Genomic DNA, 23,990 nt, shown 5'->3' with positions numbered 1-23,990 from the left:
GTTCTCGGTTCAGCCCCGGTGGTGTCCGCCGGTGTCGACGGCAGCCCGGGCCGGAGCCGGCGCAACGGGTGACCATTCGAGTAGATCCCGCTCGTGGGGCACCTGCGCGGCCGCGCCGTCTGACATCCACTCGCGCAGGACCTTGGTGGCGCGCACATCGTCTTCGTTGTACTCGAGAAGGCGCTGACGCTGGCCATCGTCGGGACGTCCGCCGCCGAGCGCAACGGCCGCCCGGTACCACTCCATCGACGCCTCCCCGCTCGCGTCGTCGTCGCGCCAGGAGAATCCTGCCACCGGCGCCACCCGTTTCAGTCCTTTGCCGCGGGGACAGATGAAGTTCTCGCCGACGGCCTCGTAGATGTCCACCCATTCCGACGATCCGATGAAGGCCTGGACCTCGGCACGAGCGGGGATGCCCGGTTCACCCGCGAAGCGGTCGGCCGACCCCAGAAGCCACCGGTTCTCCGCCTGTTGGGAGTAGCAGTAGGCCGCGAACGTCTTGCCGGCGTCTCGCGCAGCATCCCGTTGCGCCATCAGCCAACCCCAGAACTCGGCGAAGGACCGTGCCTCGTCGCGGGTGGGCAGCGGATCCCAGGTGACGAACGGGCGATACTCGACGGGCACCGACTCATCGGTGGTGTCCGTGAGCAGTGTTCCCCACAGATACGCGCCGTGCTCGCCGTAGCTCTCCATGTCGACGTCGATCTCGACATCCGCGCGGTGGACCCGGGGCGAGTCGACGCGACGCACGAGCTCGGTGCCCGTGAGCCAGGCGATCGCATTGATGATCGCGTCCCCGAACCGGACTCCGCCCGGCCATCCCTCCGGCGGCGCCCCGCGCTGCGCGGCGAGCTGATCGATCGTCGTGATCCCCGCGTCGATCAGCACCGCTCCCTGGTTGCCGGTCGCCACGAGACTGACGTCGCGCTTCTCCTCCAACTCGGGTCCGCAGCGAACCCACCACGGACACGAGCGGCATTCGCTGATCCGGCGGGGCTCGGTCGGGATCTCCCCCGCCGCGACCGCGAGCCGGCGCTCGAGGATCGCCGAGTAGTCCTCGAGCATGGCTCCGGTGTCCAGGACGACGATGCAGTCGGCGTCCACGCCGATCACCCCGCCGCGCAGATCCGCCGTGTCGGTCGACGACGCCCTGCCGAGCTCGACGAGCATGGCGGTCAACTGTGCCAGCCGGAGGTTGTCCCGACGATTCGGCCGGCCGGTCCGATAGGGATCGGGACTCGGCGCCCACGTCCAGAACGGACTGGTCACCAGGGTGGCCGGACGTCCGTCCGGGTCCGGAGCCGACTTCGCCGGCTGGCTGACGCGGTGGTTGACGACGATGACCGGGACGTATCCCTCGCCGACCCGGACCAGCAGCTCGGAGTGGCCGCGCCGCCCGTGCACCTCGTCGACGGGGAGCGTCGCGTTCCAGATCCACTCGGCACCGTCATCGCAGGCTCGCAGCGTCGCCGCGACGCGGTCCGATGCGCTCGCGTCGGGGTCGACGACCACGAACACGCCGGGCTGGTCGCTGTGCACGCCGCGAAGCAGTTCGCGGACCGCGGCGCGGTGATCGGCGGCGGCCTCCTTACGACGCTGCACACCCGGCGGGTCGGGCTCCTCGGCAGGACGTCTGCTGTGGGCGAAGTCGAGAGCCACTCGGTGCTCGCAACCAGCGAGGTCGCGCGGCGACAACACGACAGGGGCCACGCCATCCCTTTCTGGGCTCGAGCGGAGGAGACACGTGGTCGGATACAACCACATGTCATGCTTGTACTTGTTATCACGCGCACCTGACGCCGGGAGCGAAGCGAGCGGGGCCACAGAAGTGCGGCGCCGCCGTGGGCGGGCAAGCCAGCCGGTCGACCGGCGCCGGGAGCGGAACGGGAGCGGGCCGGGGGTCGACTGCGGTCTACTCGGCAGCAGCGAAAGGGCATTCGATGGGATTGTTCTCCTCCGACGGTACGACTCGTGCGCAGCGCAAGGCAGAGGCCAAGGCTCTCAAGGCGAAAGCCAAGCTGGAGGCGAAGTTCGATGCCAAGTCGCGGCGCAAGGAGCAGAAGGCTCGACGCAAGAACGAGCACAAGTACTTCAAGAAGGAGATGAAGGCCGAGCGCAAGACCGCCAAGCAGCTCGCCAAGTCCCAGACGAAGGTGAGCAAGGCCGAGGCGAAGAAGTTCGCCGTCGAGGCGCAAGCAGCTGCCGACGCGAAGGCACTCAGCCCGGCCAGCGTGAAGCGCTACCTCACCGTCGCGCGGCTCGTGGCACCGATCGCCGCACCGGTCGTCTACCGGGCCGCGGTCGCCGGACGTGAGCAGCTCTCGACGCTGCAGGCCAACCGCGCGGGGGTCTCACCGGAAGTGTTGCGCCAGTTCAGCGGTCACGGCGCCAGCCTGTCCGCACGGATCGCCACCACCCGCACTGCCCTGGAGAAGGTCGTCGCGCAGGACACCAGTGCCGATGCCAAGGACTTCGTCGCGGCGATGACCACGCGCCTCGACAACCTCGACATCGCGGTGCAGACCGCCGAGACGATGTCGGCCGGTCAGCGCCGCACCGCCCACAAGTCCATCGCCGACGAGCTCGAAGCGGTCGACGCCGACATCCTCGCCCGGCTCGGCGTCCGTTCCTGACGCGAGTCCCCTGCGGGCTCTGCAGGCACCGCCCAGGGGCCACGACCCTCGTCGGGTGAGGGTGCCGACCCACTAGGATGGGCCCGAACGGGCCGCGCGGCGGAGCAGTCGCCGAGCGCATGCCGGACACTTGCGAGGGAGCACCGTATGACCGAGCCGGATCCGAATGTCACGCCGTCCGGCGGTGACCCGAACCGCGACGAGCAGGCACTGTTCCCGATCGCCACACCTGGCGATCCGAACGCCGACGCGCCGGCCTCCGCACCCGCACCCGAGAAGCCGGTAGCGAAGAAGGCGGCCGAGAAGGCGCCGGCCAAGAAGGCCACGCCGGAGACGGCGGCCGCGGAGTCCGGCGGCGACAAGCTCCCGCCGAAGAAAGCCGCGAAGAAGACATCCCCGACCAAGGCGCCGGCCAAGAAGAGCCCGGCGAAGAAGGCAGCCGGCGTCGCACCGGCGAAGAAGTCGACGGCCAAGAAGGCGCCGGCGAAGAAGGCACCACCGAAGTCGGCCCCGCCCGTGCCGGAAACGCAGGCGCCGACTCCCGAACCCGAGGCGCCGCAGGTGTCGGCCCCGGTGTCATCGTCGAGTCCGCCGGTGACCCGCTCCCCGGAACCGGCCTCCACGGCTCCGGCCGCCACGCCGCCCGCACCGACGTCTGGGCCCGCACACCCGCCGGTCGACGTGGTCGCCGAATCCGACGCCGCCCGTGCGACTTTCGCTCAGTTGCGCTCGGGCTCCCCGACCGAACCCCCGACCACCAATCTGACGCCCGCATTCGCGGGGCTGGCGGCCGCGGTCGCCCTGATCGTCTTCGTCGTGTTACGCCGAATCCTGCGCTGACGGACCGCCGGCCGGTGACGCGGTGTCCGTACCGTGGGCCGGGGTCGAATCCGTTGCGTCCGAGCCGGTTCGCGTCCGATGGTCGGTGACGCGGGCGACGATCGCCGCCGCGACGTCGTCGGGGTGGGCCTCCGGTAACCAGTGGTCGGCGCCGGGCAGCACGATGAACTCGTAGTTCGCCTCGACCCAGCCCGAGCACAACCGGGCCGCGGCCGGGCCGATCGCGATGTCGGCGTCGCCCCACACGAACGTGGTCGGGACCCGCACCGGTCGTGGCGTGCTTCGCTTGTCCGGCAAGAACATCGCGCGGTACCACCCCAGCGCGCCGGGAAGTGCGCCGGAGTCGCCGATCTCGGTCGCGACCCGCGACGCGAACGGTTGCGGGAGTCCCATCCGCTCACCGAAATCCGGCTGCGTCCGCATCGCCGCGCCGAGGAGTTTCTCGGGCAGCACCGGGACCTGGAATGCGGCCATGTACCAGGAGCGGAAGATCTGGCCGTGGGGCATGGCGCGCAGGAACGCCCCGGGGTGCGGCACGGACAACGCGGTGAGCGTTGCGACCCGGTCGGGATGGTTCGCCGCGACCGTCCACCCGACGATCGCACCCCAGTCATGGCCGACGATGTGAGCTCGTCCGATCCCGGCGGCGTCGAGCAGGGCGACCACGTCGGCCGCGAGCTCCCCTTGGACGTAGTCTCGTCTCCGTGTGGGTCGGGCGCCGGGCGAATAGCCACGCTGGTCCGGTGCCAGCGTTCGAAACCCGTTGTGGTGCAACGTCGGCGCGACCAGCTCCCAGCACGAGGCCCGCTGGGGGAACCCGTGCAGCAGTACGATCGGTTCACCGTCGACCGGCCCCGCATCGGTGACATCGAAGGTGAAGGGCCCGCGATCGAACCGGGTGAGGCGTGTCGTCATCGATGACCTTTCGTATCCGTTCACACGTGGACCGTTCACACCATTGCGAGTACGCGCGCCGGACCGCCGGTTCCGCCGGAGAACCTCGGGGCGCCGACGATCACGATCGAGCCCTGCGGCGGAACCGCTTCCAGGTTCGCCATCGCCTCGACGGCGTACCTCCCGCTGCCGAGGATCGCGGTGTGGGCCCCGGTGACGCCGCGGACGTCGACGCTGAGCGTGTCGGTCCCGATGGCCACGACTCCCCGCTCGGTCACGAGCATGCCGACCGCGGCGGATGAGTAACCGGCGGCGTCCGCGCCACCGGTTCGCGGCTGCCACCCGGTGTGCAGCGCGACCAGCGCGCCGCGGGGAATCCGCCCATGTCTCGACTCCCAGTCCTCGACATCGCGTTCGGTCAACTCGGCCCGCCGGTCTCGGCGTGCCCTGGACTCGATACTGATCACCGCGAGAGGCGCGACGAGGTCGGCCGGATCGATGCGGTCGACCGTGATCCCGCCCCCGATCTTGTGGGCGGGCGCATCGACATGGGTGCCGGTGTGCTCGGCGAACGAGACCCAGTTGGTTGCGAAGCCCGAATTCCCCGCCCGCACACGGGATGTCGGCACGGTGACCATCGGCGGGTTGCCCGGCCACACCGGGAACGTCGGTGAGAGTGTGTGGGTGAGGTCGACGATCCGCCCGGCCGATGCGTCACCCGGCGCTCCGCGAGAGGGAGCTGCCAGTCCGGCTCCCGCGGCCATCGAGGCCGAAATCCCCGTCGCCACCCCGGCAGCCACCCGCAGTGCCGTACGGCGAGACATCCGGCGCGCTTCCTCGTGTGCGTGCTCGACGATCGCGTCGTCGCACATGCCTCAGCCGTTCCAGCGCACACGCAGGATGCGATCCGAACCTTCGCCGTCGCTGGTCGTCAGGACGAGTGAGCCGTCGGGCGCGACGGCCACCCCGCGCAGGCGGCCGTGCGCGTCCTTCAACGCCTCGGTCTCCGAGACCACGCGTCGCCCGTCGTCGGAGAGCTTCATGAACACCAGTCGCTTGCCCTTGAGTGCCGTGAGCACGAGACCGCCGCTGTACGCGCCCCAGCCGGTCTCGGGCAGGAAGGCGATGCCCGGCAGGGCTATCGTCGTGTCGCCCGAGCTCCACACCGGGCCGATCGCACCCGGGACCCGGACCGGATCGGTCATCGGCACCGATTCGTCGTAGATCACCGGAAGACGATCGGGTTTGTACCCGTAGTTGCCCCCGGCGACGATGCGGTTGAGTTCGTCGTCGCGGGTCGTCCCCTGCTCGATGGCGTACACGCGGCCCGTGCCGGGCTGGACGGCAACGCCCTGGACGTTGCGGTGACCGAGGCTGTAGATCGGACTCCGCGGGTTCGGATTGCCCGGAGCCGGGGTGCCGTCGAGCCGGATGTGCAACACCTTGCCGCCCAGCGAGGTACGAGACTGCGGAATCCACGGAGTGGCGTTGTCACCGGTTCCGATCCACAGACCGTCGGCGGTCGCCGCCAGCCCGCAACCGCCGTGGCGTCCCGACGAGTTGACCGGAATCCCGCTCAGCACCGTGCGTTCGCGGGCCATCTGGGTCCAGTCGGAGCCGACCCGCCAGGACACGACCTTGATGGTCTGCCCGGTCTGCGGGAACTCGATCGGGATGTTCGACAGCGACCCTGGCGCACCCGGAGCACCGGGCACGGTCGCCTCCGCCTGGCAGGAGTACACGCGGCGGGTCTGTGCGAAACGCGGATCGATGGCGAGTCCCATCAGCCCCGACTCGCCTTCGGCGAAGATGCGCGACAGGTCGGCGCGGACGTTCACGCGTTGTCCTCCCGGGCGCACCGCGACGAACCGTCCCGACCGCTCGCCGGTCAGCACCGTCCCGTCCGGAGCGACCACGACGCCCCACGGGATGCTCAGCCCGCCGGCGACGGTCGTCACCTGGAGGGAAGGTGCCGCGTCGGCGGCGGGCGCGGACACCAGTGCGCCGACGAGGGCTGCCGAGACTGCCGCGGTCAGCACCCCCAGACGCGTCCGGCGGGATCGGGTCACGGGGTCTCTGCGCATGCGGGGGCTCCGGGTCACGGGGCTACCGTAACCACGCTCACACCGATCGGGCAGGACAATCGGCTCACTCGGGGGCGGGAGGCGCCGCCGGGCGCTAACGGCCGGGCAGGTACTTCAGCGCGCGGACAGCGGCCGGGGTGATGGCGCGGTAGATGTTCGTCGGGACCACCGGCATGCGGTCGATGCCGATGAAGCGCTGTTCGGCGATGGTCTGCGGCTCGGTGTACTTCAGCAGGCCCTCGTCGCCGTGGCGGCGCCCCACCCCGGAGATGCCCATGCCACCCATCGGGGCCGCAGTCGACGCCCACGCCGCCGCATAGCCCTCGTTGATGTTCACCGTCCCGGCCCGGAGTTGCTCGGCGACCTCCTGCGCCTCAGCGCTGCTACCGGCGAAGACGCTCGCGTTGAGGCCGTAGTCGGTGTCGTTGGCGAGCTTGATCGCCTCGTCGGTGGAGTCGACGGGGTAGATGGAAACGACGGGTCCGAAGGTCTCGTTCCCGAAACAGACCATGTCGTCGGTGACGTCGGTGAGGACCGTCGGCTCGAAGAAGAAGGGGCCCAGGTCGGCTCGTCGTTTCCCGCCGGCCAGCACCTTCGCGCCCTTGGCGACTGCATCCTCGACGTGCGCCTCGGCGGTGTCGACCTGGGCGGCCGAAGCCAGCGAGCCCATGTCGGCGGTGAAATCGTAGGAGGCCGACAGCTTCATCGTCGACACATGGGCGGCGAACCGCTCGGCGAAGTCGTCGGCGATCTTCTTGTCGACGTAGATCCGTTCGATCGAGATGCACAGCTGCCCGGAGTTGGAGAACGACGCGCGCGCCGCACCCCGGACGGCGTTGGCGATGTCCGCGCTCGCGGTGACGACCATCGGGTTCTTGCCGCCGAGCTCCGCCGAGAAACCGATGAGCCGACGCCCGGCCTGCTCGGCGAGGGTCGCCCCGGTCTCCGAGGAGCCGGTGAACATCACATAGTCGGTGGTGGCCATGATGGCCTGTCCGACAACCCCGCCCGGGCCGGGCACCACGGCGTACAGCTCGCGCGGCAGGCCCGCCTCGTACAGCAACTCGGCCAGGGCCAGTGCGCAGTACGGGGTCTGGCTGTCCGGCTTGATGACCACGCCGTTGCCGGCGATGAGCGCCGCCACCGCGTCGGACACGGCCAGTGTCAGCGGGTAGTTCCACGGGCTGATGATGCCGACCACGCCCTTGGGCAGGTAGCGCACACGGACGCTGGTCGCACCCGGCAGCATGCCCTTGACCTTGCGGTCGGAGAGCAGCTTGGGACCGTTCGTCGCGTAGTGCCGCGCGGTGATCGCGACGTCGATGACCTCTTCTTGCGCGTAGATGCGCGCCTTGCCGGTCTCGGCCTGCGCGATGTCCATCAGCGACGCCGCGTTGCGGTGGACCAGTTCGGAGAACCGATCGATGATCGCGGCGCGGTCGGCCGGCGTGCGGGCCGCCCACCCCTGCTGTGCCTGGCGGGCACGGGCGACCGCCACCTCGAGATCCTCGGCGGTGGCGACGGGAATGGTCGCCATCTCCGTCCCGCTGAACGCCTCGAGGACGGGGCGCGTGGGACGACTCGCGGCGTCGTCGATGGCGACGAGCGCACCCAGGCGGGCGAAATAGTCGGCGGTGGGCTTCGGCATGGCGGTGCTCCCTAGCGCTGTCGGGTGTCCGGTGTTCTCTTCGATGGCGATCGCCGGTCCCGGCGATCGGGGTTCTGCCCGGTGTCGGCCTACTGTGGTTCCGGCGCGACGAGCACGATGCCGTCGTCGTCGGAGTAGACGATGTCGCCGGGGGCGAACGTCTCACCGCCGATGCTCAGCGGGATGTCGCGCTCACCGGCGCCGGTCTTGGTCGATTTGCGCGGGTTGGTGCCCAGGGCCTTGACCCCGATCTCCATCCCACCGATGGTCTTGGCGTCGCGGATGGCGCCGTTGACGATGATCCCCACCCAGCCGTTGGACCGGCCGAGTTCGGCGATCAGGTCTCCCACCAGGGCGGTGTGTACCGACGCGTCGCCGTCGACGACGAGCACCCCGCCGGGGTTGGACTCGCCGAGAACCGACTTCAGCAGGGCGTTGTCCTGGAAGCATCTGACCGTCGACACCCGTCCGACGAACTCCCGGTTACCGCCGTACTGCGTGAACTGGGTGTCACAGCTACGGACATCGGCACCGATCTCGTCGACGAGGTCGGCCGTCGGGGTGAAGGTCAGCTCGCTCATGCCGAACAGTTTAGGTGTAACCGCAAGTAGCTGGTTACTCGCGGGTAGGGATCGATCGGACCCCACGGATGATCTCGGCGACGTCATCCGGGCGCTCGGAGACCAGGAAATGCCTCGCCCGCGGGAGAACGGCGATCTCGCGGGCGCCGAGCACCTCGGCGTATCGCCGTTGCTTCCATTCCCACAACTCGCGCCACCCCGGAAGCCTCGACGACGCCACGACGACGATCACCGGGGCGTCGGGCATCGGCGCGGACCGTCGCAGACTCCGCAGCGTCTGGTTCATCGACCCGAAGGCGGCGTTCTCGACGAGGAGCGCGAGCAGATACGGCGGCTGCCCGAACACGTGGGTGCTCCACCGGCGCTGCTGCTCCCCGCGGCCCTCCGGGGGCGCGGGCACCACGCGGCTCCACACCTGGAAACTCGGCCAGCGACGGATACCCACGCGACTCGTCACCGCACGCGCCGCACCGACCACCCGGTGAGCGTTGCCGACCCGGAACGAGAGCGGGACGAGCCGCCATGGGAGCAACACGAACGACCCGTCGAGCACGACCACACCCGCCGTCCGTTCGGGATACCGCCGCGCGAACGCCTCCACGTACAGCGACGCCAGCGAATGACCCACGACCACAACCGGTTCGTTGACGCCACGCGCATCGAGGACGGCGGCCATCCGTTCCACCTCGCCCAGCAGCGAGGGATGGTGGCCACGGCCGATGGGATCGGACAGCCCGTAGCCCGGGCGGTCGTAGCGAAGGACCCGCCACGACGTGGACAGCCGCGCGACCAGCGGATCGAGGTCGAACCAGTTGCTCCCGAGCGCCGCCATCAGCAGCAGCGGCGGCCCCGAGCCCTCGTCGAGCACGTGGAGATGATGCTCCCCGACCGTCACGAACGTGCCGGGTGTGTCCGGGCCCTCGTCGGGCATCCTCTCGCGCACTCGTCCAGTGTGCCCGGAGGGACCCGGCAGCGTCGGCGGACGATGCGACCGGACGCCACCGACGAGCCTGGTCAGCGATCGTCGTGCGAGTCCAGGCAGATCCGCAGCCGGCGCAACCCGTCCCGGATCCGGGACTTCGTGGTGGGCAGCGGTGTGTCGGTGCGCGCCGCCACCTCGGGATAGGTGAGCCCGCCGAAGTACGACATCTCGAGGCTCCCGCGCTGCAGGTCGGTGAGGTGTCCGAGGCAGGTGCGCACCGCGCTCACCTCCGCCGCCCGGACGACTTCTTCGAGCGGAATGTTCTGCGCACCTTCGGGTTCCGCGTTCCGAGCGCCGTACTCCGACATCCGCTCGGTCTGCATGTTCTCGGAGCGGACCCGGTCGACGGCGCGGCGGTGCGCGATCGTCATCATCCAGGTGATGACCGACCCGCGAGCGGGTTCGTAGTCGGCGGCCCGCTGCCAGTACTGCAGGTAGGCCTCCTGGACCACCTCTTCGGCGTAGTGCCGGTCACGGACCACCCGGACGGCGAGCCCGTAGATCCGGGAACTGGTCAGATCATAGAGACGCGTGAACGATGCGCGGTCTCCTCCGGCGACGGACACCAGAAGATCGCGCAAGAGCTGCGATTCACCCCCGCCCCCGTGGTCCGCTCTCGCGGTTGCGTCGCTCTCCCTCGGCGCCACGGGTTCAGGTGCTGCGCAGCTCTTCGACGACCATTCCGGGCACCTCTCGTCAGACGTAGGGGGTTGATTACTAGGTCGTTCGACCCGATCCCACCGTTACAGATCGTGACCACGTGTAGCTCAAGCGGATGACAGGCGGCCCCCCGCACGGGTTGTGTCCGACAAGTGCACACGGCGTGACTGTACAGTGCGTATGCACATGATGTCTTGCCGATGTACGGCAGCGAGACAGCCGGGTTTTCCTCCGGTCAGGCGTCCTGTGGTTTCGCGAGCGGGAACGCCAGCGACTCACGGATCGACTGTCCGGTGATGAGCATGACCACGCGGTCGACGCCGACGCCGAGACCGCCCGTCGGCGGCATCGCGTACTCGAGCGCCTGTAGGAAGTCCTCGTCGAGTTCCATGGCCTCGGGGTCGCCGTCGGCCGCCAGGATCGACTGCTCGGTGAGGCGCTTGCGCTGCTCCACCGGATCGGTGAGCTCGGTGTAGGCAGTGCCCAGTTCGACGCCCCAGGCCACGAGATCCCACCGCTCGGCGACGCCCGGCTTGCTCCGGTGCGCGCGTGTGAGGGGCGATGTCGACGTCGGGAAGTCGATGTAGAAGGTCGGGAACGTCGTGCGGTCCTCGCCGAGGTGCTCGTAGAGTTCCAGCACGATCTGCCCGGCGTCCCAGTCCGGCCGGTGGTTGATCTCGAGGCGATCGCACACGGCGCGCAAGACCTCGACGGGGGTGTCGGGGGTGATCTCCTCCCCCGCCCCTTCCGACACCACCTGGTGGACGGTCTTGACCGGCCACTCCCCCGAGATGTCCACGCGCTCTTCGTTTCCGTCGGCGTCGGTCCGCACGATGACCGGTTCCCCGTAGGCGGCGGTCGCCGCGTGCTGGATCATCTCGCGGGTGAGGTCGAGCATCTTGAGGTAATCACTGTGCGCCTCATAGGCTTCGAGGCTGGTGAACTCCGGGTTGTGACTGAAGTCCACGCCCTCGTTGCGGAAGTTGCGGCCGATCTCGAAGACCTTCTCCACACCGCCGACGCAGAGCCGTTTGAGGTAGAGCTCCGGCGCGATGCGCAGGTACAGGTCGAGGTTATAGGCGTTGATGTGCGTCTGGAACGGGGTTGCGTTGGCACCGCCGTGGATCTGTTGGAGGATCGGTGTCTCGACCTCCAGATATCCACGCGCGGAGAGAAAGTCGCGCAACGACTTCACGACGAGGCTGCGTGTCGCGAGTGATGCCCGGGTCTGCTCGTTGATGGCCAGGTCGACATAGCGCTGGCGGACACGCGCTTCCGGATCGGTGAGACCGGCCCACTTGTCGGGCAGCGGACGCAGGCACTTGCCGTTGATCCGCCAGGCGTCGATCAGGATCGACAGCTCGCCCTTGCGGCTGGTGCCCACGACGCCGCGCGCCTGGATCAGGTCACCGAGGTCGACGTCGGTGCCGAAGTCGGGAGTTCCCGGGATCACGCGGGAATCCTCGACGAGGACCTGGACCTCGCCGGACCAGTCGTGCACGTCGGCGAACACCACCTTGCCGAAGTCGCGAAGCCGCGTGACGCGGCCGGCGACGGTGACGACGGTCCCTTCGGGTTCGGCCTTGGCCTGCGCGATCGTGTGCGTGGGCCGGTCCGCCGGCGGGTACGGATCGAAGCCCCGTTCGACGAGCCGGTCCATCTTCTCGAGCCGGACGCGGACCTGCTCCGGACGGTGGACGACCGCACCCTCCGGGGTGGCCGCCTCGGCGTCGAGTTCGGCGATGAGGGCGGGGGCGTCGACACCGGCCGGGATCGACGGCTGGCCTTGCGTGTAGTGCTTGGCCCGGCCGAAGCGCGGCAGCGTGATGAAGCCCTCGGTCACGATCGCGGCCAGCCCCACCCGGGGCAGGATTCGGCTGTCCTCGAAGCACAGGTAGCGCGACTGCCAGTCCGGCAGATACTTCGCATTCGACTTGTACAGCGACTCCATCTGGAAGAACCGCGAGCCGAACATCAGCACCGAGTAACCCATCCGCATCACGGGCCCGGCACCGATCTGGGGCCCCTGCTCGAAGAACGCCCGGAATGCGGCGAAGTTCAGGGATACCTCGGTGATGCCCAACTGTTCGGAGTCGCGGCACAATTCGGCGACCATCGTCTCCACGACGCCGTTGGGCCCGTGCCGGTCGCGACGCATCAGGTCGAGCGAGACCCCACGGCGCCCCCACGGCACGAAGGACAGCATCCCGACGACCCTCTCGTCGGGAGCGCCTTCGTCCATCACCGCCTCGACCAGCAGGCAGTCGCCGTCCGCGGGATCGCCGATGCGCGAGAGCGCCATCGCGAAGCCGCGTTCCTCGTCGGTGTCGCGCCAGTCATCGGCCCGCGCGACGATCTGCGCCATCTCGGTGTCACCGATCTCGGAGTGCCGCCTGATGCGGACATCGACTCCGGCACGCCGGGTGCGTGTCACGGCCTGGCGCACCGCCTTCATCGCGGGTCCGCTGAGGCTGAACTCACGCGTGTGGAGGATGGCCTCGTCGCCGATGTTGAGGGAGACGAAACCGGCGGCGTCGAATGCCGCCGCGCCACGTGGGCTCGACCCCATCGACGCCGGATGCCATCCGTATTTTTCGCAGAGCGTGAGGAATTCGGCGATGGCGTCGGGCCACGACTCCGGGTCGCCGATCGGGTCACCGCCTGCCAGTCCGACGCCGACCTCCACCCGGTAGGTGATGGCCGCGCGGCCGTCGGGCGAGAACACGACGGCCTTGTCGCGACGGGTCGAGAAGTAGGCGAGCGAATCGTCGTCGTTGAACCGCGCGATCAGAGCGCGGATGAGTGCCTCGTCCTCGGCGGTGATGAGCCAGCGCAGCCGCTGCGAACGGAACAACACGATCGCCGCGGCGATCAGCGCCAGCGCCCCGAACAATCCCAGCAACCCGTTGACGAAGAGATGCGTGTGCCGTCCGTCGAACGACGCGTCTTGGTCGATGGCGCCGAAGGCGACCACCCGGTTGAACGCATACGGCAACCGGTCGCCACGGGTGAGGGTGTGCGGGAACGCCCATACGAGCGCCCAGCCCAGCAACGTCGCGATGATCAGGCCGGCGACGAGGGTGCCGAACGCCGCGGGGATCGCTCCCCTGCGGACCCGTGTGTAGAACTGCCGGTACGTGGACAGCAGGAACATCAGCGCGAGGGCGTCGATGAACAGGCCGAGGTAGATGTTGGTGCGGTCCCAGGTCGTGACGCCGAGGTCGTCCTCGAGCGCCGGCACCAGATAGAGAACGTTGGCCGTCATGAACAGCACGAGGTAGACCACGCTGATCCACCAGGCGATCCGCTTGCGTGCGGAGAGCGCGACGGCGATGAGCGCCAGCACGAACGCCCAGGCGAAGCTGGTGTCGGGCAGGGTGATGATGTAGTCGTCGACGTAGCGTCGCGGGTCGTGGATCAGGTGCCGGATCGCCGGAAAGAGACTGGACAGCAACGCGATGGCGGCGAGGACACCGACCACGGTGCCGGCGATGTGCGGAGCGCGGGTACCGAACCCGGTCGGTCGCCTGATCTTGTCGAGGAGCGCCAGGGATCGACGATCGGCGGCGGTGGGTGCGCGCGACGTGCCGATGTGACGCTCATCGGGGTTCTCGGGGTCGACCGGCGCGAGGGGGGTGTCGGTGGCCATGCGTAAACGGTAGTCGGGAACATGAGTATGTCCGGGCAGTCCACGCGGATCGGCCATGTCCGGCTCAGATCGTCTCCACGGACCGTTCTCCGGTGCGCGCCCGGCCGAGGTGGCCCCGCCCGCCCGGTACCGGCATGATCGAAGCCGTGTACGACGTGACGATCCGAGACGAGTCCATCCGCCTCGGCCAATTCCTCAAACTCGCCAACCTGATCGAGTCCGGCGCGGAGGCCAAAGAGGTGATCGCCGACGGTCTGGTCAGCGTCAACGACGAGGTGGAGACCAGGCGGGGCCGGCAGCTGGCGATCGGCGACGTGGTGTCCGTCGGCGGGATGAGCGTACGAGTGGTCTCCGGGACCGACGACCTACCCGCTCCTTGATCCGACAGAGCGCAAACCACTGGCACACCCGCTCCGCGAGAGCGAGCCTCCTGCTCCCTGAGGTGCGAGCCTCCTGCTCCCTGAGGAGCGCCCGGAGCTTGCGGAGGGCGCGTCACGAAGGGTCTTGGCGACCGAGGCTGCGAAACCCTTCGTGACGCTCGCAAGCTCGCTCCTCAGGGAGCAGGGCGTGACGCTCGCAAGCTCGCTCCTCAGGGAGCCGGGGTGGACGCTCGCAAGCTCGCTCCTCAGGGAGCGGGGGGCGCTTTCGTAGTCCACGACGGCCGCCAGGCCGCAGATACTGAGGTGCGAACGGCGCTACGTGCGGACGCCGAATCGTCGGAGTTCAGCAGGGGTGATCAGACGTTCCGCTTCAGCGGGGAACATCGTCGTGGAACCGCGGCGGCCCCCGAGTCGCCCGCCGGTCAGCGAGTTCAGCAGGGAACCCCGGCGGGGTGGGTGAAATGGGTCAGCCAACTTCATGACCAATCACTTCCTGATACTTCACATTCGTTACAACGGACTCGAACTTTGTTCTACTGTAGCGGCTGTTCCGGATCGTGTCGCCGGACTATTGCGTGGCCTACGCCACGTCCCCCGCGACTGCCGACACGTGTGAATCCCGCACCTCCGGATCCCGAAGTGGCGAGTGCCGCACACGACGGCTAGATCGATCATTCCACGCGAAGCGTTACGTCGCGGTCAGCGACGCGCCCCTCACCTGCATGAATGACTCGACACGCGTCCGGTGGCCGCGCCGGGCAATCCGTCGGGTGAGGCTCGACGAATCCCTGTCAGCCCGCGGCGCGTGGGCGGGCACGGTATTGAGTGGAGGAGATCGCATGGTCGAGGTGTCACGGACCTTCCCGGTGAGACAGCCCATCGAGACAGTAGTCGCGTACATGCGCGACTTCGCCAACGCCGTCGAGTGGGATCCGGGAACGCAGAAGTGCGAGCAGATCGGCACCGACCCCATCGCGCTGGGCACCCGCTGGCACAACGAGACGAAGCTGTACGGGATCTCGACGACGCTGACCTACGAGCTCACCCGCGACGACCCGGACCACGTCGTGTTCACCGGTCGCAACAAGACCGCGACCAGTGTCGACGACCTGTCGTTCGCGCCGGACGGACCCACGCGCACCTCGTTCACGTACCGGTCCCACATCACCTTCAACGGCCGTGCCCGGCTCGCCGACCCGCTCGCGCAGCTCGCCTTCAACCGGCTCGCGGGTTCGGTGGAGGATCAGATCACCAGGGTGCTCAACAGACTCTGAACGACCGAAGCCGGCCGCGCCTATCCGGCAGTGCTCGCTCGCCGGCGACGCACCCGCTTCACGACGAACCAGGCGACCATGAGGACGAGAAGCGCGATCACGATGTTGGACAGCGCCCCGCTCCAGCGTTCGAGCGCCGGGGCGATCGCCGGACCGAAACCGAAGCCGATCCCGATCCACAAGGCGTTCCACACCCCCGAACCCAGCGCGGTGTAGGCGGTGAAGCGCCAGAACGGCATCTTCTCGATGCCCGCGGGGATCGAGACGAACGATCGCACGAGCGGCACGCACCGGCCGAGGAGAACCGCCATGCCGCCCCAGCGGACGAAATACTCCTCCGCCTTGTCGAAGTCGTCGTAGTCGAGCAACGGCAGCCGGCCGACGAGCCGCCGGGTGCGGTCGCGACCCAGGGCGGCGCCGATCCAGTACCAGAGCCAGGCGCCGACGAGCGACCCGACGGTCGCGGCCATCCAGGCGAGCCAGACGTTCATGCGGCCCTCGTAGGCGAGGAACCCGGCGCCGGGAAGGACCGCTTCGGAGGGGATGGGCGGCAGGAAGGTCTCGAGGAGGATCGCGACCCCCACACCCAACTCGCCGAGTGTGTCCATCAGGTCGAGGATCCAGCCGATGAAGCCGCTGTGACCCTGAGACGGGTCGGTCTGGGCGAGTACGGCGGCGAGCTGCGTTGGCAAAGAATCAGTCCGTTTGTCCGAGGGGCGGTCGGCTGGTCCCCGGCAACGGTGACCGCCTCGGCAGCCACTCTAGTCGGAAGTCCGATTCATCCGGTTTCCGCGCAGGTCGACCGACCGGCATCGGCTCAGGCGAGTCCGGCGAGGAACCTGTTGGCCCACTGCACCGCGGTCACCCCGGGACGAACCTCGAAGTCCCGGTAGGTGCCGTGGGACCCGGACTGCAGGAACCGGTTGAACGATCTGATCTGTTCGCGGGCCCGGTCGTCGCCGAGTTCCTGCACGATCTCCCCGGGTCCGCCGAGGGTGAGCAGTTCGGCGAGGATCGCGCCCGCCTCCGCCTGATACTGGACGATCTGGCTCGGCGTCGGATCACTGGTCTCGGCGAGGTAGCCGACGATCCGCGTCACGTAGTAGTCGCGAGGCACGTTGCAGTAGACATCGCCGGGTTCGCAGATCGTGAACGCTCTCGGCAGGACCCAGCCCATGCCGTCGAGGCGAGGGCCGCCGCTTCCCTCTCCGCGCAGCGGCGGACCGACGAGGTTGTCGCGCTCGGACCGTCGCGGATCGGCGATCAGGACGACGCCCGCCACCTGACCCGGCCTGATGGCGGCACGGCCGGTGCCGATCTCGGAGGCCAGGTCCCCGGCGGCGTCGGCGCCCTGGCTGTAGCCGACCAGTGCGATCCGGGTACCCGGGCATCGACGCAGCATCTGCAGGGCCAGTCCCGTGGTGTTGGCCACGGCCTGCCCCTTCGACTTGCCGTAGATCGCCTTCTCCCAGGGGAACGCGGTGGCGTCGTATCCGACGTACTGCACGCGGGTCTCCGGTCCGAGCCCGGCGGTGACCTCACCGAGCAGGCCCGGGCTGGCGCCGTTGGACCACGTTCCGGGCACGGCGAGCACGTAGATCTCGGGGCATCCTCGCGGCGCGGCGTCGGCTTTCGGGACGGCGAGGCCTCCTCCGGCCAGGACGGCACACAACAGCGCGCACATGGTCGCGACGATCCGACGCATGGTCCGTTCCCTTCGTACTGGCCGGTGAGGGCCGACAGCGATGAGGCGAGTGTAGGGCGGAAAATACCTACCCAGCACGGTCACCGTTCACACGCAGAACTCCCGCCCACCCCGAAACGGGCGAGCGGGAGTTCTGTGTTCTGCTCTGTGCGAGGCGCGCGGTCAGCGCTGCGCGACCTGCGTCGGCACGATCGGCGCGGGCAGCTCCGACGCCCCGGTGAGGAACTTGTCGGCGGCCGCTGCGGCCGACCGGCCCTCGGCGATGGCCCACACGATGAGCGACTGTCCGCGACCGGCGTCACCGGCGACGAAGACGCCCGGCTGCCCGACGGCGGCGAAGTTGTTGTCGCGCTTCACGTTCCCACGGGGATCGTAGTCGACGCCCATCTTGTCGAGGAGATCCTCGCGTTCGGGACCGACGAAGCCCATGGCGAGCAGCACGAGGTCGGCCTCGAGCTCGAAGTCCGAACCCTCGACCTTCTCGAAGCGTCCGTCGCGCATGACGACCTCGTGGGCCCTGAGACCGGTGACCTTGCCGTCCTCACCGAGGAACTGTTCGGTGTTGACCGAGAAGACGCGCTCGCCGCCCTCTTCGTGAGCCGACGACACGCGGTACATCAGCGGGTAGGTCGGCCAGGGGGTCGACTCGGCACGCTCGATCGGCGGCTTCGGCATGATCTCGAACTGGTGGACGATCTCGGCCCCCTGGCGCAGCGAGGTGCCCAGGCAGTCGGCGCCGGTGTCGCCACCGCCGATGATGATGACCTTCTTGCCCTTCGCCGAGATCTGGCCTTCGACGGTGTCGCCGAGCTGCACCCGGTTGGCCTGCGGCAGGAACTCCATGGCCTGGTGGATGCCGTCGAGTTCGCGGCCTGGGATCGGCAGATCGCGGCCGATGGTCGATCCGTTGGCGAGGATCACCGCGTCGAAATCGGCGCGGAGCTGCTCGACGGTGATGTCGACGCCCACGTTGACGCCGGTGCGGAAGACGGTGCCCTCGGCCTCCATCTGCGCCAGACGCCGGTCGATGTGGCGCTTCTCCATCTTGAACTCGGGGATGCCGTAGCGGAGCAGACCACCGATGCGATCGGCCCGCTCGAACAGCGTCACGTCGTGTCCGGCACGCGTGAGCTGCTGCGCCGCAGCCAGTCCCGCAGGTCCGGAGCCGACGACGGCAACCGCCTTGCCGGTCTTCGCCGACGGCAGGACGGGGGTGACCCATCCGTTGTCGAAGGCGTTGTCGATGATCTCGACCTCGACCTGCTTGATGGTGACCGGCGGCTGGTTGATCCCCAGCACACAGGACGCCTCGCACGGAGCCGGACACAGGCGGCCGGTGAACTCCGGGAAGTTGTTCGTCGCGTGCAGACGCTCGATGCCGTCGCGCCACTGGTCCTTGTAGACCAGGTCGTTCCACTCAGGAATGAGGTTCCCCAGCGGGCAACCGTTGTGGCAGAACGGGATACCGCAGTCCATGCAGCGGCTCGCCTGCGTCTTCAGGTGGCCCTTGTCGAAGTCGGTGTAGACCTCTTTCCAGTCCAGCAGACGCAGATCCACCGGGCGGCGGTCGGGCAGCTCCCGCTCGGGGTGCTTGAGGAATCCTCTGGGGTCAGCCACGTGCGGCCTCCATGATCGCTTCGTTCACGTCTCGCCCGGTCTTCTCCGCCTCGGAGATGGCCAGCAACACGCGCTTGAAGTCGCGTGGCATGACCTTGGCGAACTTGGTCTGGGCGGTGTCCCAGTCGTCGAGAAGTGCCGCGGCGACCGGGGAATCGGTCTCGGCACGGTGCTCGTCGATGATCGCCGAGAGGAACTCGACGTCCTCGTCGACGAGCGGCTCGAGGTCGACGAGCTCGGTGTTGAGATTGTCGGCCAGCTTGCCCTCGGGGTCGTAGACGAAGGCCATACCACCGGACATGCCCGCCGCGAAGTTGCGGCCGGTCTCTCCGAGGACGACGACGCGCCCGCCGGTCATGTACTCGCAGCCGTGGTCGCCCACGCCCTCGACGACCGCTGTGACACCCGAGTTGCGGACGCAGAAGCGCTCGCCCACGATGCCGCGCAGGAAGATCTTGCCCGCGGTGGCACCGAACCCGATCACGTTGCCTGCGATGATGTTCCGCTCGGCGACGAAGTCGTCCGGCGCGTTGCGCGCCGGGCGGACCACCAGACGGCCACCCGACAGTCCCTTGCCGACGAAGTCGTTGGCATCACCCTCCAGGCGCAGCGTCACACCCTTCGGCACGAAGGCGCCGAAGCTGTTGCCCGCCGAGCCGGTGAAGTCGACGATGATCGTCCCGTCGGGAAGACCCTGTGCGCCATAGGCCTTGGTCACCTCGTGGCCCAGCATCGTGCCGACGGTGCGGTTGACGTTGGTGATCTTCGAGGTGAAGGACACCCGGGTACCGTGGTCGATCGCCTCGCGGCTCTGCGCGATCAGCTGCTGATCGAGCGCCTTCTCCAGCCCGTGATCCTGCACGCCCGAGCAGTACAGATCCTGGTTCATGAACGGCGATTCCGGCATCGTCAGGATCGACGACAGGTCGAGCTTGCCGGCCTTCTCCGACTTCCAGTGCGCCAGCGCCTTGGTGGTGTCGAGTGCCTCGACGTGACCGACGGCTTCCTGCAGGGTGCGGAAGCCGAGGCGCGCCAGCAGTTCCCGGACCTCTTCGGCGATGAACATGAAGAAGTTCTCGACGAACTCCGGCTTGCCCGCGAAACGCTCACGCAGGAGCGGGTTCTGGGTCGCCACGCCCACGGGGCAGGTGTCCAGGTGGCACACGCGCATCATGATGCAGCCGGAGACCACCAGCGGCGCGGTCGCGAAGCCGAATTCCTCACCACCGAGCAGGGCGGCGACGACGACGTCCCGGCCGGTCTTGAGCTGGCCGTCGACCTGCACCACGATGCGGTCGCGCAAACCGTTGAGCAGCAGGGTCTGCTGGGTCTCGGCGAGGCCGATCTCCCAGGGCGCTCCCGCGTGCTTCATCGAGGTCAGCGGGGTGGCGCCGGTGCCGCCGTCGTGACCGGAGATGAGGACCACGTCGGCGTGCGCCTTCGACACACCGGCCGCGACGGTGCCCACGCCGACCTCGCTGACGAGCTTGACGTGGATGCGCGCCTTGGGGTTTGCGTTCTTCAGGTCGTGGATCAGCTGAGCGAGATCCTCGATCGAGTAGATGTCGTGGTGCGGGGGCGGGGAGATCAGACCGACACCCGGCGTCGAACCACGGACTTCGGCGACCCAGGGGTACACCTTGTGCGGCGGGAGCTGGCCGCCCTCACCGGGCTTGGCGCCCTGCGCCATCTTGATCTGGATGTCGGTGCAGTTCGACAGGTAGTGCGAGGTGACACCGAAGCGTCCCGAGGCGACCTGCTTGATCGCGCTGCGCCGCCAGTCGCCGTTCTCGTCGTGATGGAAGCGACGCGGATCCTCGCCGCCCTCACCGGAATTCGACCGGCCGCCCAGACGGTTCATGGCGATCGCCAGGGTCTCGTGGGCCTCGGCGGAGATGGAGCCGAAGCTCATCGCACCGGTCGAGAACCGCTTGACGATCTCGCTCGCCGGCTCGACCTTCTCGATCGGGATCGGGTCGCGATCGCCGAAGTTGAAGTCGAACAGGCCACGCAGCGAGGCCATCTGCCGGGACTGGTCGTCGACCAGCTTGGTGTACTCCTTGAACACCTTGTACTGGCCGGTGCGCGTGGAGTGCTGGAGCTTGAACACCGTGTCCGGGTTGAACAGGTGGTACTCGCCTTCACGACGCCACTGGTACTCGCCGCCCACCTCGAGCTCGCGGTGCGCGCGCTCGGAGGGACGGTCGGAGAACGCCAGGGCGTGACGCACCGCGACGTCGTCGGCGATCTCGTCGAGGCCGATGCCGTCGAGCTGGCTGTTGAGTCCGGTGAAGAACTCGTCGACCGTCTCCTGCGACAGACCGATCACCTGGAAGAGCTGCGCGCCGGTGTAGGAGGCGATGGTCGAGATGCCCATCTTGCTCATCACCTTGAGCACACCCTTGCCGGCGGCCTTGATGTAGTTCTTCTGCGCCGTGGCCAGGTCGAGGTCGCCGAGCACGCCGCGCTCGATCATGTCCTCGATCGATTCGAAGGCCATGTACGGGTTCACCGCTGCCGCACCGAAACCGACGAGCGCGGCGACGTGGTGGACCTCACGGCAATCGCCGGACTCGACGATCAGGCCGGCCTGGGTGCGCTTGCGCTCACGCACCAGGTGGTGGTGCACCGCAGCCGTGAGGAGCAGCGACGGAATCGGTGCGTAGGTCTCGTCGGACTCGCGGTCGGACAGGATGACCAGGTTCGCGCCGTCGTCGATCGCGGCGCTGACCTTGGCGCGCACCTCGTCGAGCGCCTTGCGGAGTCCGGCACCGCCGTCGGCGACCGGGTAGAGGCCGTGGATGTGCACGCTGCGGAAGCCGGGCAGCGCGTCGTTGGAGTTGATCTCCACCAGCTTGGCGAGAGTGTCGTTGTCCAGGACCGGCGACGTCAGCTCGATCTGCCGGCACGACTCCGGGCCGGGGTTCAGCAGGTCGGCCTCGGTGCCGATGGTGCCGCCGACGCTGGTCACGATCTCCTCGCGGATCGCGTCGAGCGGCGGATTGGTCACCTGCGCGAACAGCTGCTGGAAGTAGTCGAACAGCATGCGCGGACGCTTGGAGAGCACCGCGATCGGGGTGTCGGTGCCCATCGAGCCGAGGGCCTCGGCGCCGGTCTTCGCCATCGGCGCGACCAGGAGGTCGAGTTCCTCGCGGGTGTAGCCGAAGACCTGCTGGCGCAAGGCGACACGGTCGTGCGGCATGTGCTGGTGCGGCGGCGCCTCGATGTCGTCGACCGGCACGAGTCCCTGCTCGAGCCACTCCCCGTAGGGGTGCTCACCGGCGAGCTCGTCCTTGATCTCCTCGTCGTCGACGATGCGGCCGGCCGCGGTGTCCACGAGGAACATCCGGCCGGGCTGCAGACGCATCTTCTGCACGACGTCGGAGTGGTCGATGTCGAGTACGCCGACCTCGGAGGCCATCACCACGAGGCCGTCCTTGGTGACCCAGACCCGGCTGGGGCGCAGTCCGTTTCGGTCGAGCACGGCGCCCACGACGGTGCCGTCGGTGAAACACACCGACGCCGGGCCGTCCCAGGGCTCCATCAGAGCGGAGTGGTAGCGGTAGAAGTCCCGGTGCTCGGGCTTCATCGACTCGTGACGCTCCCAGGCTTCCGGGATCATCATGAGCACGGCGTGCGGGAGCGAGCGTCCACCGAGGTGGAGCAGCTCGAGAACCTCGTCGAAGCGCGCGGTGTCCGACGCGCCGGGGGTACAGATCGGGAAGATCTTCGACGCCGCGTCGGCCCCGAAGGCCTCGGTGTCGATGAGCGCCTCGCGGGCCCGCATCCAGTTCTCGTTACCGGTGACGGTGTTGATCTCGCCGTTGTGGGCGACGCGGCGGAACGGATGTGCCAGCGGCCACGACGGGAAGGTGTTGGTGGAGAAGCGCGAATGCACCAGACCGAGCGAGCTCTCGACACGCGAGTCCTGCAGGTCGACGTAGAACTCCCGCAGCTGCGGGGTCGTCAGCATGCCCTTGTAGACGAAGGTTCGTCCGGACAGGCTGGGGAAATAGACGGTCTCGCGGCCCGGGCCGTCGGCGCCGGCGCCCTTGTTGCCCAGCTCGTACTGCACGCGCTTGCGCACGACGTAGGCACGACGCTCGAGTTCCATGCCCTCGGCGCCGCCGACGAACACCTGACGGAAGGTCGGCATGGCGTCGCGGGCGAGCGCACCGAGCGAACTCTCGTTGGTGGGCACCTCGCGCCACCCGAGCAGGGTCAGACCCTCGGCCTCGATGACCTTCTCCACACCCTCGCAGGCGAGGCGGGCGTCCTCCGACCCCTGGGGCAGGAATGCGATACCGGTCGCGTAGCTGCCTTCCGCGGGCAGCTCGAAGTCGACGGTCTCCCGTAGGAAACGGTCCGGGACCTGGATCATGATGCCGGCACCGTCGCCGGTGTTCGGCTCGGCGCCCGCGGCGCCGCGGTGCTCGAGATTCACCAGCGCCATGATCGCCTTGTCGACGATGCTGCGACTGCGCCGTCCGTGCATGTCCACGACAAACGCCACGCCACACGAGTCGTGCTCGTTGCGTGGGTCGTAGAGACCCACCGGTCCCGGAGCCTGCTTCATAGTTCGCCTCACTTTGCGCGCGAGGGGTGCACGCACTACCCGTCGTCAATGTCTGGGGCCACACCCGGCCGTGTCGGGCCGCGGACCACGATGTCCCCGGCGTCGTCGTCATCCGCCCGCATCGGGGCTGACCTGGGCGGAGCCGACGATCACAGCGGCGGTGAGTCCCGGTCAGCGCCGTTGCTGACGGTCCCTTCGAGCCGCGTCGTCGGGGCCCGAACCACCCTGCTCATCGCAACTACCGCGCGCAGCACGCCAGAGCGCCCCCGGGCAGCCGTATGAGCATTGTGAGCCATTTTTCCACGCGGAGGGCCGAGTCAAGAAATCCGGATACCACAACAGCACCTCAGGTGCACGTCAGACGGGGATCTGGCGTTTCGGGGCCACCCCGGCCACGGTCTCGGCAGCGCTCGCGGCGAGGGGTTGCGGGCTTCGTCGGTCGCGATCGGATTGCGGCCGGATCTCGC

At 68.6% G+C, this 23,990-nt stretch carries 17 protein-coding genes; 4 read left to right on the top strand and 13 right to left on the bottom strand.

Annotated features, from left to right (window positions below; genetic code table 11):
- Window positions 1-9: 9 nt before the first annotated feature.
- On the bottom strand, window positions 10-1,710 hold the full coding sequence (locus tag KTR9_RS01450; RefSeq protein ID WP_014924899.1) for a TM0106 family RecB-like putative nuclease: 1,701 nt from the start codon (window positions 1,708-1,710) through the stop codon (window positions 10-12).
- 230 nt (window positions 1,711-1,940) lie between these two features.
- Between KTR9_RS01450 and KTR9_RS01445 the strand changes: the two genes are divergently transcribed.
- Entirely contained in the window at window positions 1,941-2,633 is a 693-nt protein-coding gene (locus KTR9_RS01445; protein ID WP_014924898.1) for a DUF6474 family protein, read from the top strand.
- Window positions 2,634-2,780: 147 nt separating this feature from the next.
- A complete protein-coding gene (locus KTR9_RS01440) occupies window positions 2,781-3,473 on the top strand; it encodes a hypothetical protein (RefSeq protein WP_014924897.1) in 693 nt (230 codons plus the stop codon).
- On the opposite strand, the gene KTR9_RS01435 is transcribed toward KTR9_RS01440, so the two are convergent.
- From KTR9_RS01435 to lysX, 8 genes are all read right to left on the bottom strand, one after another.
- Window positions 3,453-4,388 carry an alpha/beta fold hydrolase gene (locus tag KTR9_RS01435; protein WP_014924896.1) on the bottom strand — a complete coding sequence of 312 codons (936 nt, stop codon included), beginning with the start codon at window positions 4,386-4,388 and terminating at the stop codon, window positions 3,453-3,455. The genes KTR9_RS01440 and KTR9_RS01435 overlap by 21 nt on opposite strands.
- Window positions 4,389-4,423: 35 nt before the next feature.
- A complete protein-coding gene (locus tag KTR9_RS01430; protein WP_044505627.1) occupies window positions 4,424-5,239 on the bottom strand; it encodes a cyclase family protein in 816 nt (271 codons plus the stop codon).
- Between the two features lie 3 nt (window positions 5,240-5,242).
- Window positions 5,243-6,451 (bottom strand): PQQ-dependent sugar dehydrogenase, encoded by a 1,209-nt coding sequence (locus KTR9_RS01425; RefSeq protein ID WP_044505623.1) that lies wholly within the window; start codon window positions 6,449-6,451, stop codon window positions 5,243-5,245.
- Window positions 6,452-6,545: 94 nt separating this feature from the next.
- On the bottom strand, window positions 6,546-8,099 hold the full coding sequence (locus KTR9_RS01420) for a succinic semialdehyde dehydrogenase (protein WP_014924893.1): 1,554 nt from the start codon (window positions 8,097-8,099) through the stop codon (window positions 6,546-6,548).
- Between the two features lie 89 nt (window positions 8,100-8,188).
- On the bottom strand, window positions 8,189-8,680 hold the full coding sequence (gene rraA, locus KTR9_RS01415) for a ribonuclease E activity regulator RraA (RefSeq protein WP_044505620.1): 492 nt from the start codon (window positions 8,678-8,680) through the stop codon (window positions 8,189-8,191).
- Between the two features lie 34 nt (window positions 8,681-8,714).
- Window positions 8,715-9,611 (bottom strand): alpha/beta fold hydrolase, encoded by an 897-nt coding sequence (locus tag KTR9_RS01410; RefSeq protein ID WP_014924891.1) that lies wholly within the window; start codon window positions 9,609-9,611, stop codon window positions 8,715-8,717.
- A gap of 83 nt (window positions 9,612-9,694) precedes the next feature.
- The gene (sigK, locus tag KTR9_RS01405) at window positions 9,695-10,309 is read right to left on the bottom strand and encodes an ECF RNA polymerase sigma factor SigK (RefSeq protein WP_044505619.1); all 615 of its coding nucleotides are present in this window, start codon (window positions 10,307-10,309) and stop codon (window positions 9,695-9,697) included.
- A gap of 248 nt (window positions 10,310-10,557) precedes the next feature.
- Window positions 10,558-13,971, bottom strand: coding sequence for a bifunctional lysylphosphatidylglycerol synthetase/lysine--tRNA ligase LysX (gene lysX / locus KTR9_RS01400; protein ID WP_044505618.1), 3,414 nt, complete (start codon window positions 13,969-13,971; stop codon window positions 10,558-10,560).
- Between the two features lie 134 nt (window positions 13,972-14,105).
- Here lysX and KTR9_RS01395 point away from each other — a divergent pair, with 134 nt between their 5' ends.
- Both KTR9_RS01395 and KTR9_RS01390 read left to right on the top strand, forming a co-directional pair.
- The gene (locus tag KTR9_RS01395; RefSeq protein WP_010844003.1) at window positions 14,106-14,351 is read left to right on the top strand and encodes an RNA-binding S4 domain-containing protein; all 246 of its coding nucleotides are present in this window, start codon (window positions 14,106-14,108) and stop codon (window positions 14,349-14,351) included.
- Between the two features lie 839 nt (window positions 14,352-15,190).
- The gene (locus KTR9_RS01390; protein ID WP_010844004.1) at window positions 15,191-15,625 is read left to right on the top strand and encodes an SRPBCC family protein; all 435 of its coding nucleotides are present in this window, start codon (window positions 15,191-15,193) and stop codon (window positions 15,623-15,625) included.
- A gap of 20 nt (window positions 15,626-15,645) precedes the next feature.
- Here KTR9_RS01390 and KTR9_RS01385 read toward each other — a convergent pair whose 3' ends face one another.
- From KTR9_RS01385 to gltB, 4 genes are all read right to left on the bottom strand, one after another.
- Window positions 15,646-16,317, bottom strand: coding sequence for a DedA family protein (locus tag KTR9_RS01385; protein WP_014924889.1), 672 nt, complete (start codon window positions 16,315-16,317; stop codon window positions 15,646-15,648).
- A gap of 125 nt (window positions 16,318-16,442) precedes the next feature.
- Window positions 16,443-17,330, bottom strand: coding sequence for a cutinase family protein (locus tag KTR9_RS01380; RefSeq protein WP_014924888.1), 888 nt, complete (start codon window positions 17,328-17,330; stop codon window positions 16,443-16,445).
- A gap of 162 nt (window positions 17,331-17,492) precedes the next feature.
- Window positions 17,493-18,947, bottom strand: a complete 1,455-nt coding sequence (locus KTR9_RS01375) for a glutamate synthase subunit beta (protein WP_010844007.1) — start codon at window positions 18,945-18,947, stop codon at window positions 17,493-17,495.
- A complete protein-coding gene (gene gltB, locus KTR9_RS01370) occupies window positions 18,940-23,523 on the bottom strand; it encodes a glutamate synthase large subunit (protein ID WP_010844008.1) in 4,584 nt (1,527 codons plus the stop codon). The genes KTR9_RS01375 and gltB overlap by 8 nt, the downstream gene beginning before the upstream one ends.
- Window positions 23,524-23,990 lie beyond the last annotated feature (467 nt).

Origin of the sequence: Gordonia sp. KTR9, assembly GCF_000143885.2 — a bacterium.
GTDB lineage: Bacteria > Actinomycetota > Actinomycetes > Mycobacteriales > Mycobacteriaceae > Gordonia.
The sequence above is the reverse complement of the archived record's forward strand: the minus strand, read 5'-3'. Positions and strand labels throughout refer to the sequence as shown.